Below are 15251 nucleotides of genomic sequence, written 5' to 3' on the forward strand. Positions count from 1 at the left end.
TGAAGCACCCGAAGGATCTGGCAGATAATTTCTGGCCATTGGCCCGTTATATGGCACCGGCACTGGGCGAGTATTTGCCCGCTACTTTCGGCAAACCTTCTCTGCGCTGTACCGCGAAGATGGCCGCGATTATCCACTCAATATTCCCTCAACAGGGCATTGAGTCTGATCTTTTGCCGGTACTGGACAACAACATCCATCCCTATTCCGGGCAACGGCTGCGTCTGCTGTACGATGCCCTGCGGGTCTGCGGCAGCCAGAGTATCCCGGTGCATCAGCAAGCCCGGGATTTGAACCAGCAACTGACCGCCATTACCCAATGCCATCCCTCCGAGCCACTGGAACAGCTGCAACAGCAGCTTCAGCACGCCTTCCCGGAACCGCTGCTGACAACCTCCCTGCAGACACTGGCCTCAGATTGGCTGAAGGCCAGCTGTCATCATCAGCAGCAACAGGGCAAGCGGCTTGAACAGCTCACCACCATGCTCAGACAGCATAAGATCATTGAACTCAATGGCCCGGCGGGTACCGGTAAATCCTGTCTGGCTGTCGCCACCGGGCAAGCGTTACAGGAACGGCGGCAGGCATCAATGAACCGGCTTGCCGCTGGCCCACAGCCTGACCAGCACACGGTGAAAACCCTGACCCTGGGACCGAACACCACCTGGGAAGACCTGTACGGTTCGGTCTCCCTGAAACGAGACCGGCAGGGCAATACGGTCTCTCATTCGGTACCCGGCCAGATAACGGATTGGGCCAGGAGAAGACGCCCGGGCCTGCTGGTTATTAATGAAGCCAACCTGGTGCAGCACGGACTATTGTCACCACTGGCCGGTTTGCTGGAATCGTCTCCCCGGCTCTGCGTCAATGGCCAGACGTTCGAGCTAACAGATAACCACCGGGTTTTGTTGACCGGTAATCCGGAAAATTATCCGGGACGGAATCTTGACCCTGAATTGCAAAGCCGGATTCTGCGCCTCTATTACCGGCCACTGCCGGAGTCCGTTCTGCAACAAGCCATCATTGAGCCACTCCTGCCGGATACCTGGCCAATGGAGCTGAGGTCCACCACTTCGGCCACCATCCTCTCCCTGCTGGCAGAGTACAGAGAAAAGGTATCCACAGACTATGAGCTGACGCCAAGGGATCTGAAAGACATCATGGCCCGGTTCCAACTGATCACGGCGGATGCACCCTGTCCCACCAGCCAGGCACAGGTGTTGGCACTGGCTGACGAAGCGTGCGGGCAAAGCCTGGGTGGGCGGATCGATCGGGACCAACGCCCCGAATGGCAAGCGCTCAGGGATTACTGGCACAGTTCCGGTAAGGTGGACCGTTCATTACTGGAGCAGCACCAGCGGGCCTTCACACAGTTTTTCGGACAGTTGGCACAGGTGAACAAAAAGCAATCGACGCCGCTGGTCATCGATACTCCGGCTACCAGAGAGTACATAAAAACCTGCTGGCAATTTCTGCAACTCAGGGAACCGGGAAGAGTGGCCATGGTGGTGGAAGGTACTGCCGGGTGGGGTAAGGATGCCCTGTTACTGTTGACCCTGACCACCTGGCAACAGCAAACCGGAAAAGGCTTTCAGCATCTCAATGGGACACCGGACCAGTTTAACCAGTTTGTGCAGGCCTTTAACCGTGCCTGGCGTCTGGGTGAGGTATTAGTGGTCAGTGAGCTCAATATCATTCCTTCCGGGCTATTGGAAGAGTTTCTCAATGACCGCCTGCCACTGCCTCACAAGGCCGGGTTCAAATTGATTGGTACCGTAAATCCGCCCACCTATCCCGGACGGACCGCATTCCCGCCGTCATTGACCAGTCGATTTACCGGTGTTCATATCCACCATGATACCCGGGATGACTACCGGCTCAGGCTGCAAGCCATGGGGGTATCTGAGGATCTGAGTCGGTGGCTGACCGATTGCGCCAGTGCCCTCAATAATCATTTCCGACAGCGACGCATTCCCCTTGAACTGACACTGCCGCAGCTGCTCCGGGCGGCCGATCGATTGGGCAAAATCGTCATGGACCAGTGGACTAAACATCTATTACTGGAGTGGTGGCCCTATATGAAGGACTGTAAATACCGCTTTCAGTGGCCTTATACTCCTGGAAAGGGAGCCTTCAGAGGTCCGGACACTCATTCACCGGAGAGTTTCAGCCTGGGCTCGCCGCCCGGTGTGTCCAAAAACTTTCAGGTAACCCGGTTTTTTCCCGGTAAATGGAATCCCGATCTGTATCGACTGGAGCTGTGCACAGCCGATGTGACCACTGATAAGCAGTTAGTTAAAATCCTGTTGCCAATAAACCCTGTGGAGCAGCGCAATCTTTTGTCCGTGTTAACCGGGCGAACCGATCTGAAAACCGGCGAAACCCCCGGGCGCATGACACTGGAACCGGGCTGCAATTGGCAACCATTGCCATCACTGACCCCCAACGACCGGTTGACCGGTCTGAGATCCATTCCGAAACAGACGCAGCTGGCACGGGATATGCACACCGACCAATACTTTCTTCGTTCCGGACTCTCGGAACCGGTGACCGTAGATTTTATTATTAAGCCCGACCTGACTTATTTTCAGCCGTTAACGGCTGATGATCCCATCAACAGACAGCCCCTGCTTTGCCCTCCCCTGATCAAAGTACATCTGGATCAGGAGGTGTTCAGCGAATACCCGACTCCGGGATACCGGAAGTTGCGGGAAATAGGGCAGATAGAGAATCTGCCCGAACGGCTACTGGCCCTTGTCGATTGGTTCAGGGCATTTTCTTACGATCGTCCTTTTGACGAAACCGGCATCAGCCTGGTCAAGAAATTGTTGCTGGAACAACAGGGAACCTGCCGCCATCGTGGGTTTCTGTTTCAAATACTCTGTCTTTACTGGGGTATTGAGGCCCGGTTAGTACAATCGGGCTCACATGTTTTCGTTGAGGTCAGATCCTGCAATGGGTGGCGACTTTGTGATTTAGGGGGCGCTGGCAGCTCCACTTACAGTTATTCATCAGAGCCGGAATGGCACAATATTTTCAAGTCAGCGCCAGTGGAACCCGTCAATTCGCCTTACGCTCAGGACGGAGCCGCTGATGGCTGGAACGGGATATTGTCACTGGCCGCTTCTCTGCTCCAGCAACACAAGTGTACTGAATCTGAATTACCCCAAGAGGCGATAAAACATTTCCAGGATATCTTTCTGGAAACGTTCCGGAAAAATTTCCGCCCTATCCCCATCTGCGGGTATTTATCATCAAGTCGATCTAAGCCAGTCTCGTCAGATTACGAATGGGATAACAGTATCTTGGCATTTCAGATTGCCCGCTATTGGGCACCGGAACAGTATTTGTTGGCGGCCCGGCATGCCATTGACCATTTTTCCACCCTGGCCCCCCCGGAAAAAAAAGCCATTATCGACTGGAGCCACTGTATGCTCATCTGGTCAACCCACTATAAGTCTCCCCTGAATCATCCTTTCTGTGAGTGGTCGGAGTTTGCCTGGCAACTGTATTTGCAAAGCCCGAATGACTTCCCCGTCCTGCCTGTTCAAAGCCTGCAGACCATTATCCGGTTCAATTTTGATCATAATGGCATGGCTCAACGAATAAGCCAGCGCCTGTTCCAGATTGAGTCAATCGATAAAGTCTATCTGAAAAATGTCCGCGACAGTCCGGAAATCGGCAATTTTCCCCTGCTGTGCTCCCTGGAACAATTGCCACAGGTGGCGGCTACCGAAGTTTATTGGAGTCATGCCTCCCGGGGTAAACCGGATATTGCCCGACTGATCCGTGGTCAGCCCTGTTTCCCGCAAACATCAACGTACTACCAGGAAACCAATACCCTGATAGTGGCCGGCCTGTTTTTGATCGACAGGGCGTGGGACACTCTCCGGCAAAGCACCAATAAACTGACCGGCGCAGCCTTTCTTGAGGAACTCCCTAAGCCCCAGATCATGACTTCCCTGAATGATCACATCGATGATGAAGAAAATAACCGGCAGTTAATTCGTCTGATCGGCGATAAACGCTCTGCTGACATATATACCCCGGTGATATGTGAAGACCTGAAAAGATTCCGGGTCTTGATCGTTGGCAACTTCCGTGACCGGGTAACCATTTTTGAAAGCCCGGCAGGGCAAAATTTCAACCTGATCGGCAGTGGGATTTTTACTCCGGGTATTGCCCTGAATTGTGAGGATTCGCTGGGAACCATAAAACGCTTGATCAATGAACACGATGCAACCATTTTAAGCAGGTATTAATGGCAGACTATTCTCGGACAGCCTCCTCGATCTTGCATTTTTTGCTTGATGGTCCCCCTGATTCTATCGATCCGAGCCTTTTACGCTTTTGTGTTGAAGTACTGCCAGCTTGATTAAGAACGTCAACAAACGCCTGCCTTTGTTCACCCACCAGGCTTAACAGAATTTTTAACCTGAACTGTCCTATTGTGCTTGTATCCGCCCCTCTGGCGATGAGATTTTCAACGGCTTCCAGGTCTTTTGCCAAAAGTGCGAAATAAAGAAGCGTTGCTCTTCGAGGCTGGGAAACTAGCTGATTAACATCGGTAAAAGCATTCAAGGCTTTAGGTAGTAATTCCTTAAGCAACTCGATATGGAGAGGGTTGTCATGATCAAAAATTGCATCAAAAACAGTGAGCCCGACTCTAGTACAAAGCTCAATTCTGGCTCCTGCTGCAAGGAGTATCCTGGCCACTTCAGGTGCATTTTTCTTTAAAGGTTCGAGCGGGTAAAAAAAAGGGCGTGTCGCATAAAAAAGAGGAGTGCCATGATCTTGATCAAGCGCATTCACATCGTCGTGTTTGACTATCAGTTTTTTCAGTGCCCGCTCATGCCCGGATTCTGCGGCAAAGTGAATGACCTTACGCCCGTTATTATTTGCCAGATCGAAGGAAGCACCATTGTCAATCAAGAGGTCAAATAGTACGGGAATTTCAGGTTTTCCTGCAGCCAGATGGAGAGCCGTGCGACCAGTTTCATCCCGGATATTCATATCTGCCTTGTGATCCAGAAGTAGCTGCATTGCCTGCAAATGACTGTTTTCTACCGCATGGTGCAGAGCTGTCATGCCTGATTTATCTTGCTTATTAATATCAGCACCACCACTCAATAATGATAGGAGCAACTCCAAATTACCGTTATTCGTGGCAATGTGAACGGCTGCCTGGGCCTTCCATGAATGAGGAGCGTCCGGGTCTGCGCCATCAGCAATCAGTTTGAGGGCTTCTTCTGCCTCACCGGCCTTAACTGCATGGGCAACGGGTGAGAAAGCGATTTCACAACCAGCAAATGAGCCGCAGGCAGGACATTTGTTATAAAGTAAAGGGTTGACTGTGCGGCATTCCCGCAGACACTTGTCATGGAAGAAATGCATGCCAGGAGCGTGTTGACGATTATGATAAGGATCAAGCACGTGTAACACTTTAACAGAATGCAGGCCAAAAAAACCTTCACCACATATGCAGCCGGAAGCAATATTTTCCTGGGTGGCACCACTGGAAATATCTTCTTCCGAGATGATCCAGGGTCCCTCGGAAATCAATTTCTGTAGTTGAGACAGGTTAAAATGGTGAGAGGGTAGATCCATTGTAATTTCCTTTTTCAAGCTTGGAAAAACAATACTTATCTTTCATCAGCAGGCACCCCTGCAAAAGGCTGGACTTTAAAAAAGCCGCTGCCAATCGGATCAATATTATTTTTAAAAGTTCCCTGTGCAGGAGTAATCGCTGAAAATTTACATTAAGTGCATTAACAGCCATGCTGGCTTCTTTATACAAAGCTTGGTAGCCATTCAGCGGTTTCAGTGAAAATCTCTGAACTTTTTGTAAACACTAATGTCCAAAATAAGAAGAAAACGAGATCTTTCTCCATAAAACAGTCTTTTCGTGAGGTCTCAATAATGGGTCAGGTCACAACCTGAAAAGGAACAATCGTTTCAAATAAAACTCCTTTTCCCCTGAAATTTAACGAGTTTAAACTTGAGCGAAAAGGTGTTGCTCATTTTTTTGATGGTCAGAACATAAAAGCGATGTTCAGCCCCTCGGGACGCCATGTCCTGTTCCAGGACTTCCATGAAGTCCGCGGCTGGAGTTGTGATGACGAGGATGACAGGCGGGAGGAAGTTGTACTAAGGGTCCAACCAGATAAAATCGCCATCTTCAGCACTTCCGGGCACTATGCGATGGCAGCAGTAGAAGGGTTGTGCAAAGTCTGGAGCTTTGACGGCGGGACTAACTGGCTGGAACAGTTAGTGACACACAATATCGGCAGGATTAAGAATGTTCAATTGAGGCGTTGTGGACAATGCTGTCTGTGACCCATTGACCGATGAACCTGTCCACAGCCACGCAATGCTCCAGATATTGGCTGGCGACGAGGAACAGGACGGAGACTTTAAAATCTTCGGCTACGACCGTTATGGCAATTGGTGCCAAAAGGCAAAAGGAAACCACGGTGTCACCGTCTCTTCAGGCAGTTTCAGCCCCTCGGGACGAATGCTGTCGACCTGTAGTGACGACAGCGCCAGCACCTGGCAGATCAACCCTCAGAGTGACAGATCAGAGAACAAATACCCATAACAGGATAAGCAACTGAGATTGAGAGCTGGTGTGAAAAGCTCCGAGAAGAATAAAAATGAATCTATGTTTTGATAGCGAACAAATAGCAGCAAGATTGGTGACTGACAACAGTGACGTTAAACAAAGTCCGGATCCGGTTAACTCCGGAACTTCCGGTAATTCATTGCATTTTTACGGGATTCCTTTGAAAAAATCCGGGGACATTACTACTCACCTCAGCTGCGATGAGATTTCGGAATTGAAAAGAGAGTTTGAACAGCTCAAGTTGGCAGCAGTTACCTCCCGCGACATTAAGAAAAATTGGCCATATCAACACATATATGTCAGCACTGTTGACAAACATGCACCCGGGAAAATGGCAAACACAACGGCTCAAAACTGCAACGATATACCTCCGGATTCTCAGATCGAGCAATTCATCCCCTCTGAGATAACATTTTCCGGGGACATAAATAAGATGATTGAGTGGGACACATATCAACTTGAGCTACAAGCGGTGGTTCATCTTGATGGGAAGATTAAAGAAGCCAGGTTAAGTCCCTCGGAACGCCATGCCATGATATGGGGGGAAAATGAAGTCCACTGTTGGAGTCGTTATAACCTGGGGAACTGGCAGGAGGAAGGCGCACTCAGGGGTAGAACTGTTGAAAAAGCCACCTTCAGCCCTTCCGGGCGCTATGCCCTGGCTGCGGCAGAGGGACTCTGCAAAATCTGGTGCTTTGGGGAAGGGGCCAACTGGTTTGAACAGATACCGATACACTACCGAAGCTCTCTGGCCAACATTTGTTTTTCACCCACAGAGCGGGCATTGGTGATCACCAGTCGTTCCGATAACCACCATACAGATACATTCGCACTTTACGTTTGTAACGATAATGGCCGCTGGGTCTCCAAATGTTTGAGTGATGGGAATCAGGGCGTGTCTTTCAAATTCAGCCCCTGCGGCAATAACATCCTGGTCACTTCCAAAGGCGGTGCCGAACTTCTGAACATTTGCGTTGATGGCCGTGTCATAAGTCAATATTCATTTAACAGCCAGAGCAAAAACGTCCGGGCTGCCTTCAGTGAGGCTGGACATCATGCAGTTATTTTCACAAAAAGCGTTTATCCACATGAAGAGAACCAACTAAGAATCATTGGTCGTGTTGGTGACAAATGGCAAGAGATGGGCTCCTTTAATTACGTTGGCCTCATTTGGGATGCCGAACTCAGCGAGTCAGCACGGCATCTGATGATTCACACTCATGATGAAAAAATCAGAATCTGGAGTGTAAACGACGAAGGGCGCTATGTTGAAAAGAAGGTAGTTCCTGACAAACCGTCAGGAGTAGCCTGGAAATTCAGTAAATTAGAAGATGTAATTCTCATGCATTATTCCGAAAAAGACCGTATTCAAATCCTGAACTATGACCGTCGGGGGGAATGGAGAGAACAGGAAGGGTCTTTCGAAGATCTTTGCGGAGCCTGCTTCAGCGCAATCCCGGAATCCAACTGTATTATGATCTACTCCATAGATACTGTTCGTGTCCTGCATGATATCAATAAAGACACCGCGCAGGTTAAAGATATCGAGCCAAAAGAGAGTATTACAAAAGCCTACATCAGCCCATCAGGGCGCTATGTTCTGACCGAACATTCTGAAGAAGATGGGCTTTTGGCCAGGGTCTGGGGATTTGACAGTGAGGGTAATTCAATTGCCAAAGCTGCGATCTACCGTCCTGCATCTGACAGCGGATATTTCTTCGATTTAGATGAAGCCGTATTCAGTGCCTCGGAGCAGATGCTCAGGCTATACTGTCGTGGTCGTCAAAACTTGATCATTTTATGGGGTTGTGACGATAACGGTTTATGGACCGAGCGCGGTGTTGTTGACAATGTCGGCAAAGAGCCTGTCCACAGCCATGCAATGCTCCAGATAATGGCTGTTGACCAGGACAAAAAGAGTGAATTTAAAATCTACGGTTACGACAGGAACGGCTATTGGCACCAAAAGGCAGATGGGTGCCATGGTACAGGCAGTGTCCAGACAGGCTGTTTAAGCCCCTCCGGGAGGCTGTTGTTGACGTGTGGTGACGATAATAATGTCAACATCTGGAACATCGACGCCCCAGAGAAAGAAATATAAGCAATTAGCGCCAAAGTGCTGCGCTGGCTTTTTTGCCACGCAGCTCTCTGTTCTTTCACGCCTGAAAAACATCATCGGTATTGCCGCATACACCACGGCTTAATCAGGAATCTGCAGCACCTGCCCCACACGAATAGTATTGGTACTGGATAGCCGGTTGGCACGCTTCAGGTCATTCATACTGATTTCAAACCGATTGGCAATCTCTGACAGCGTATCCCCCGGTTTAATCACATACCGTGATGGCCGGGTGTTAAGGGTACCCTCCTGTTTCCACTTGGCAACCAGTGTGTCCGGTGGCGGCTTTTTGTAGAACCAGCTTTTCGTACCATTGAAAATAGCTTTCGCCATCGCCTTCTGGTGACTGCGGCTCTTTAGTTTTCTGGCCTCTTCAGGATTGGTGATAAACCCGGTCTCTATCAGGATGGATGGAATATCCGGAGACTTCAGCACCACAAAGCCGGCCTGTTCCACCTGTTTTTTATGCAGCTGGTTAATCCCACCCATATTGGCCAGAACTTTATTGCCCACTTCCAGGCTGGACGACAGTGTTGAGGTCATGGACAGGTCCAGCAGAACGCCGGCCAGAACATCATCCTTATCCCCCAGGGATATACCGCCTTCTCCCCCAATCTGGTCTGATGCGTTCTCTTTCTGGGCCAGCCAGCGAGCCGTTTCTGATGTGGCACCACGGCGTGAAAGGGCATAAACCGACGCCCCTTTGGCACGACGATCCTTAAAGCCATCCGCATGGATGGAGATAAACAGATCGGCTTTATTGTCCCGGGCAATCTGGGTACGACGCCGGAGGTCTATATAATAATCACCCGTACGAACCAGCACTGGCCGAAAGCCCTTTTCTTTACCCAGCAGGGTGGCCAGCTCTTTGGCTATCGCCAGGGTTACCTGTTTCTCATAACCACCGCCGTAGGCAATGGCCCCGGGGTCTTCACCACCGTGGCCAGCATCTATCGCCACGACAATATCCCGATGACCAGTGGGCTTTTGCCTGACCACTGGCTGTGGTTTTCTGCTCTTATCATCAAACAGATCAACCACCAGGCGGTGGCCATAAGTCGCATTGGGTTTCAGCAGAAAACTTTCGCTGGACACCTTTTCACTGAGATCCAGAACGATACGCAGGTCATTTTTATTACGGGCACCATGGCGGATCTTTTGAATCGGTGTATTTTTCAGTTGCAGGCCACTGAATGAGCCACTGAGCCGGGCACCGTCAACATCAATAACCAGCCGGTCAGGGTTACTCAGGTGGAATTTATTGTGTTCAACCGCATCGGAAACATCAAACACCAGTCGTGTTTTATCCGGCGACCGCCAGAGTCTGACATTTTTAATCAGCTTATAGACCGCTTCAGCTACCTGAACCTTCAGGGCTGCAAGCCCCACGGCCAGAATGCCCAGCTGCCTGACAAAACGACGCCTGCCACCGGAAAATACCGGTTCAACCTCAGTGCCAGAGGCGGCTCTTTTTCGGGTAGGTGTTGCTGCGCGTTGTTTTATCCAAAGCCTGGCCAGAACCCGGCGAACAATCCCTGTTCTCTGACTCATCCGCCCCCCTGAAGTGCTCTTATGGTTTCCAGCGCACGCTTCCCTTTATCAGTAGCTGCGACAATCGTCGCTTTCCTGCCGGGCAACTCACTCTTGTCAAAAGAGTGATAGGCAAAGGTAATGTCCACATCAGCCTCTGGCAACTCCCCCTGTCCGCGGGTTGGCCATTCCACCAGGCAAAGCGCCGCTTCGCTGAAATAATCCCGACCACCAATAAATTCCAACTCCTCAGGGTCGGCAAGACGATAAAGATCAAAGTGATAAACCTTATGGTTATTTACCTCGTAAGGCTCCACCAGTGTATAGGTCGGGCTTTTTACCGCACCCTGATGACCAAGATACCGAAGGACACCCCGGCAGAACGTGGTTTTACCCGCACCAAGATCACCATGCAGAAAAACAATACCCCGGTCACCCAGGGCTTCTGCCAGATGCCCCCCCAGCGCCACCATGGCGTCTTCATTTTCTATCAGCAGTTCATATCTGCCTTGCATAAGCTTTTCCACACGGCCAGTTACCAATGTCTGGCTTATCAATAATAAAATTCAATCGTTGTCGAATAACCGGAATCAACTCCGTTGCCCTTAAGCCGGTTTCACCCTGACCGGCAACCACCTCATCAGCGGCGGATGCATGCAGCCAGGCCGCCATCTGGGCCGCCCTGAAAGGTGTCAGCCCCTGGGCCAGCAGTGCGCCAATAACGCCACTGAGCACATCCCCCATACCGGCCACCGCCATGCCCGGGTTGCCATCAGAGCACAGCGCGGTATTCTGGCCATCAAACATCAGTGTTCCCGCCCCTTTCAGTAGCAGGGCAATCTCTGGCTGCCTTTGCGCTGCATCCTCGCCAGTAAGAGCAGTTAATTGTCGATGACTGTCTACCAGCGCGGCAAATCGATTGTTCTGAATCGTTGGAATATCCAGACCCGTTAAGCGAGCCAGCTCACCAGGATGAGGGGTGAAAATAATCGGGGACTTTCGTCCATTTAGCAATTGTGGATGATCCGATAACAGATTCAGGGCATCAGCATCCAGCACCATCGGGCACTCTGCCGCCAGGGCATCCTTCAGCAGCTGCAGCCCCCAGTCATCACGGCCCAAACCAGGGCCAATAACCATGACACTCTTTCCTTCAGCCAGGGAACCAAGGCCGGATCGGCGCTTTACCGATACCCCCATCACCTCAGGGCAGCGAACAGCCAGCGCCGCAAGGTGTCGCCTGCGGGTAACCACCGTCACACGGCCAGCACCGCAATGGAGGGCAGACTCAGCGGCCATCATGATCGCCCCCGGCATCCCGTGGTTACCACCGATAAGCAGCACATGCCCAAAATCACCTTTATGGGCGGCACGGCTTCTCGGTGACAGCCAGCCGCGAAACTGCTCCGGAGAAATTCGTCGACAGTCAGAAGGAACGGTTTGATAGACCGGTACAGGCACGCCCAGGTCATTAAAGACCAGCTCGCCACAGTATTCTGGTCCCAACCCTGTCATCAGCCCCTGCTTCAGGCCAATAAAAGAGACGGTAACTTTGGCCTTAACCGCCACTCCCAGTGGAATTCCAGTATCAGCACAAAGGCCGGACGGGATATCCACAGCACACACCGGGCTTTCAAGATGATTCAGGCGTTTGATGGCATCCTGATAGTCGCCCCGCACCTCGCCGGAAAGCCCGGTACCGAGCATGGCATCCACAACCACATCCGCACACAGGGACTGGGTTCTGTCGTAAGGTCGAATCACCACGCCCGCATCAACGCAGGCCTGCCAGGCAGTGAGGGCATCGCCTTTAAGCTCCGCTGGATTTTTCACCGCCAGTACCGAAACCCTCAGTCCCTGCTCTTTGGCCAGTTTGGCGATCATATAGCCATCGCCACCGTTGTTGCCTGCCCCACACAACACCAGCAGGGTTCCGGCTTCTGGCCAGTAGTGGATAATCGTGGACAACACGGTGCTGGCCGCCCTGGTCATCAGCTCAAAACCCGGGATGCCGTGCTGGTGGATGGCCACATGATCCAGTTGTCGAACCTGATCGGCGGTATAGAGAGACTCTGGTAAGCTCTTATTCATAAGCGTGCCCGCGATGATACAATAGAGACAGTATTCAAACGATACCTGACAATCTATACCAAACAATCCATAAAACGAGTTAATCCAATTCAGTGCCTGAACCGTTATCTTCACCACCCACTTTAACCACATTGACGGACTCATCGCCAGCACCGGCTATGGAAAAACTCGCTGGGAAAATTCGCACCTGGGCCAGAGAGCTTGGCTTTCAGGAGATCGGCATTACCGAGGCCAAAATACCTGAAGATGATATTAAGCATCTGGCAGCCTGGCTGGCGAAAGGGTATCACGGCGATATGGCCTATATGGCCCAGCACCGGGAGCTGCGGGCACACCCGGAGCAACTGCACCCTGGCTCATTAAGGGTGATTTCTGCCCGTATGGATTACCTGCCAGCGGATACTGAAACCGTCAAACTACTCAACGAACCGGAAAAAGCCTATGTCTCCCGCTATGCCCTGGGCCGGGACTACCATAAGTTGATCCGCAAACGGCTCACCCAGTTGGGCAGGCAGATTGAAGCTGCCGTTGGAGATCATGGCTATCGCGCCTTTGTGGACAGTGCGCCAGTGATGGAGCGCCCATTGGCACAACAGGCCGGACTGGGCTGGATGGGCAAACACTCACTGATACTGAACCGTCAGGCTGGCTCCTTTTTCTTTCTTGGTGAGCTGTTCACCAACCTCCCGCTGCCTGTGGATAAGCCTTACGAAAATAATCACTGCGGACGCTGTACCTCCTGTATGGACAAGTGCCCAACCCGGGCCATTGTGGCTCCCTTTAAGGTTGATGCCCGTCGCTGTATCTCCTACCTGACCATCGAAAACAAGGGCCCCATTCCTGAAGAGCTGCGCCCTCTGATGGGCAATCGTATCTATGGCTGTGATGACTGCCAGCTGGCCTGCCCCTGGAACCGTTTTGCCAAACCAACCCGGGAGCCGGACTTTCAACCTCGTCACCACCTGGATGCCAGTGATCTGGTGGCGCTTTTCCACTGGAGTGAAGAACAGTTTCTGGAGCGAACCGCCGGCTCACCTATCCGCAGGGCAGGTTATGAAAGTTGGCTGCGTAATATCGCCGTGGCACTGGGCAATGCCCCGGGCAGTGACGCCATTATTGCTGCTCTGAAAAGTCGTCTGGATTATCCATCAGAGCTGGTTCAGGAGCATGTCCTCTGGGCTCTGAAGCAACACGATGCTGGGTGCTGATGCAGGTTGTCCACAGATGAATCAAGACTGCCATTTCCCGTTACTGAATCTAACGGGGTTGTTAGTGATCTGTCCCGTCGATCAGATAATCTTGGGACAGTAATTATGGTGACTCTATTCTTGGCTTTAACTAAGAAAAAGTCCTTAGGAACAACAACTAACAAGGCAGATGATATCCATGAAATCGACTAAACCTATTTTTTTTACGCTACTGTTATCCCTGATGACCAGTAACCTGACCATGGCAGCTGACAATGACACAGTCTGGATATTTGGCTACGGCAGCCTGATGTCTACGCTTGCCCGCACCGCTACCGCAGCAGACGCCGAAGGTGCCGAGTACCTGCCGGTGAAAGTTCATGACATGGCCAGAAAGTGGAATCTCTGGATAGCAAAAGCTTCACAGAGAGCACTGAATATTGAAGTGTCCCCCGGAGATTCCGTTAATGGCTTACTCTTTGGTGTGAAAACCAAAGACCTGCCAGCGTTTGACCTGCGGGAAGGGGCGTACAATCGAGTGAAAATAGCCAAAGACAAAGTGTCATTTTATCGGGAGGATCACAGGAATAAGGTTTTCGGAACCCATGATGACGCGGAGATTTATGCCTACCTTCCCAAATCCGAGTTTTACGTTGGCCCGGAAGATACTGAAAAGAAAATCGCCATGTCCTACCTGAATATTGTCCGTTCCGGCTGTGTTGAAGTGGACCAGACCAATAATCTCAATGGCCAGTTCATTATGGACTGCCACCAAACGCTGGGCCTTGAAGAGTATGACGCTTTTCAGGATGAAGACCAGCCCACCTACATAAGACACCCGAAAAAATTGCTGAACAAAGCAGAGCAAAGAGTGGATTTTCTGAAGGGGTATCTTGAAAAAGACTGGCCCAATTATCTTGAAATCGTCAGGAAATATTGGGGGTTCTGATATCTGAGGGTCGCTTCCCGCTACCCGCAAAAGCTCAAGCGGTTCCTGCTTTTTCGGGTAGCGGGAAGCGGGCGGCGGGTAGCGTCTGTAGAAATATTGAAGTTATTACAGGACCATTCCTACACAGGCAACCGAAATCTCGGCAGAGACAATCCCTTATACACCGCCATCAACCTGAGCAGAAGAACCACTACAGCCGCAATAATTGACGTGTGGTTTATGTTTTGGAGCAATGGCTCCAGTAATATAAACACCGCGCCTCCTGCCATGGCAGCGGATGCATAGATCTCCTGTCTCAATACCATGGGAATCTCGCCGGCCAGCATATCCCGGATGGCACCACCACCACAGCCAGTCAATACACCCATCATCACAGCGACCATTGGTTCCACACCAAATGACAACGACTTGGTCACGCCGATGACTACAAAGACCGCCAGCCCCAGGGCATCAGAGACCTGAAGAATCCACTTGCTGCGCTCATGCCACTGGCGAACCAAGATGGCAAACAGCGTCGTCGCCAGAATAACCAGCAGGTAGAGCGTATCTTGTATCCAGAATACGGGCGTAGCGGAGAGCAAAACGTCTCGAATAGTTCCGCCACCAACGGCAGTCACAAAGGCGAGCACCATTGCGCCAAACAGGTCCATGTCTTTACGGCAGGCCAGCCAGACACCACTGATGGCAAACACCGCAGTACCAAAAAGGTCGAGAATATAGAGCAGCATCAACGAATCTACGGAGAAAATGTTA

General features: G+C 51.2%; 12 protein-coding genes. 6 read left to right on the forward strand and 6 right to left on the reverse strand.

Translation table 11 applies throughout. The annotated features are described in order from the left end of the window. Positions 1–4262, forward strand: a 4262-nt coding sequence (locus J7438_RS22085) for an AAA family ATPase (RefSeq protein ID WP_209278265.1), incomplete at its 5' end; no start/stop codon positions are given. A gap of 7 nt (positions 4263–4269) precedes the next feature. On the opposite strand, the gene J7438_RS22090 is transcribed toward J7438_RS22085, so the two are convergent. Together J7438_RS22090 and J7438_RS22095 are read right to left on the reverse strand one after the other, a co-directional pair. Beyond that, positions 4270–5607 (reverse strand): ankyrin repeat domain-containing protein, encoded by a 1338-nt coding sequence (locus J7438_RS22090; protein WP_209278266.1) that lies wholly within the window; start codon positions 5605–5607, stop codon positions 4270–4272. Further along, on the reverse strand, positions 5582–5797 hold the full coding sequence (locus tag J7438_RS22095) for a hypothetical protein (protein ID WP_209278267.1): 216 nt from the start codon (positions 5795–5797) through the stop codon (positions 5582–5584). The genes J7438_RS22090 and J7438_RS22095 overlap by 26 nt, the downstream gene beginning before the upstream one ends. Before the next feature lie 251 nt (positions 5798–6048). Here J7438_RS22095 and J7438_RS22100 point away from each other — a divergent pair, with 251 nt between their 5' ends. From J7438_RS22100 to J7438_RS22110, 3 genes are read left to right on the forward strand one after another with little or no spacing between them, the layout of a single operon-like run. After that, on the forward strand, positions 6049–6336 hold the full coding sequence (locus J7438_RS22100; protein WP_209204124.1) for a hypothetical protein: 288 nt from the start codon (positions 6049–6051) through the stop codon (positions 6334–6336). Next, a complete protein-coding gene (locus tag J7438_RS22105; protein WP_209278268.1) occupies positions 6317–6598 on the forward strand; it encodes a hypothetical protein in 282 nt (93 codons plus the stop codon). Before J7438_RS22100 ends, J7438_RS22105 begins: the two co-directional genes overlap by 20 nt. Positions 6599–6653: 55 nt before the next feature. Beyond that, positions 6654–8723, forward strand: a complete 2070-nt coding sequence (locus J7438_RS22110; protein ID WP_209278269.1) for a WD40 repeat domain-containing protein — start codon at positions 6654–6656, stop codon at positions 8721–8723. Positions 8724–8822: 99 nt separating this feature from the next. Here J7438_RS22110 and J7438_RS22115 read toward each other — a convergent pair whose 3' ends face one another. From J7438_RS22115 to J7438_RS22125, 3 genes are read right to left on the reverse strand one after another with little or no spacing between them, the layout of a single operon-like run. Next, positions 8823–10292 carry an N-acetylmuramoyl-L-alanine amidase gene (locus J7438_RS22115; protein ID WP_209278270.1) on the reverse strand — a complete coding sequence of 490 codons (1470 nt, stop codon included), beginning with the start codon at positions 10290–10292 and terminating at the stop codon, positions 8823–8825. Further along, positions 10289–10786 carry a tRNA (adenosine(37)-N6)-threonylcarbamoyltransferase complex ATPase subunit type 1 TsaE gene (gene tsaE / locus J7438_RS22120; protein WP_209278271.1) on the reverse strand — a complete coding sequence of 166 codons (498 nt, stop codon included), beginning with the start codon at positions 10784–10786 and terminating at the stop codon, positions 10289–10291. Before tsaE ends, J7438_RS22115 begins: the two co-directional genes overlap by 4 nt. Beyond that, complete coding sequence (locus tag J7438_RS22125; protein ID WP_209278272.1) at positions 10770–12362, reverse strand: NAD(P)H-hydrate dehydratase; 1593 nt, start codon at positions 12360–12362, stop codon at positions 10770–10772. The genes tsaE and J7438_RS22125 overlap by 17 nt, the downstream gene beginning before the upstream one ends. A gap of 158 nt (positions 12363–12520) precedes the next feature. On the opposite strand from J7438_RS22125, the gene queG reads away from it, so the two are divergent. After that, positions 12521–13570, forward strand: coding sequence for a tRNA epoxyqueuosine(34) reductase QueG (queG, locus tag J7438_RS22130; protein WP_209278273.1), 1050 nt, complete (start codon positions 12521–12523; stop codon positions 13568–13570). Between the two features lie 178 nt (positions 13571–13748). Further along, positions 13749–14498, forward strand: a complete 750-nt coding sequence (locus J7438_RS22135) for a gamma-glutamylcyclotransferase family protein (RefSeq protein ID WP_209278274.1) — start codon at positions 13749–13751, stop codon at positions 14496–14498. A 119-nt stretch (positions 14499–14617) separates the two neighbouring features. Here J7438_RS22135 and J7438_RS22140 read toward each other — a convergent pair whose 3' ends face one another. After that, positions 14618–15226, reverse strand: coding sequence for a trimeric intracellular cation channel family protein (locus tag J7438_RS22140; protein ID WP_209278275.1), 609 nt, complete (start codon positions 15224–15226; stop codon positions 14618–14620). Positions 15227–15251: the final 25 nt, after the last annotated feature.

Origin of the sequence: Thalassotalea sp. G20_0 (genome assembly GCF_017744175.1) — a bacterium.
In the GTDB taxonomy this organism is placed as follows: domain Bacteria; phylum Pseudomonadota; class Gammaproteobacteria; order Pseudomonadales; family Endozoicomonadaceae; genus Endozoicomonas.

Excerpts from the sequence above, each read along its gene's own strand:
- tsaE (WP_209278271.1), bottom strand. The coding sequence starts at position 10,786 with ATGCAAGGCAGATATGAACTGCTGATAGAAAATGAAGACGCCATGGTG.
- J7438_RS22115 (WP_209278270.1), bottom strand. The coding sequence starts at position 10,292 with ATGAGTCAGAGAACAGGGATTGTTCGCCGGGTTCTGGCCAGGCTTTGG.
- J7438_RS22110 (WP_209278269.1), top strand. The coding sequence starts at position 6,654 with ATGAATCTATGTTTTGATAGCGAACAAATAGCAGCAAGATTGGTGACT.
- J7438_RS22090 (WP_209278266.1), bottom strand. The coding sequence starts at position 5,607 with ATGGATCTACCCTCTCACCATTTTAACCTGTCTCAACTACAGAAATTG.
- J7438_RS22100 (WP_209204124.1), top strand. The coding sequence starts at position 6,049 with ATGTTCAGCCCCTCGGGACGCCATGTCCTGTTCCAGGACTTCCATGAA.
- J7438_RS22135 (WP_209278274.1), top strand. The coding sequence starts at position 13,749 with ATGAAATCGACTAAACCTATTTTTTTTACGCTACTGTTATCCCTGATG.
- J7438_RS22140 (WP_209278275.1), bottom strand. The coding sequence starts at position 15,226 with ATGCTGCTCTATATTCTCGACCTTTTTGGTACTGCGGTGTTTGCCATC.
- J7438_RS22125 (WP_209278272.1), bottom strand. The coding sequence starts at position 12,362 with ATGAATAAGAGCTTACCAGAGTCTCTCTATACCGCCGATCAGGTTCGA.
- queG (WP_209278273.1), top strand. The coding sequence starts at position 12,521 with ATGGAAAAACTCGCTGGGAAAATTCGCACCTGGGCCAGAGAGCTTGGC.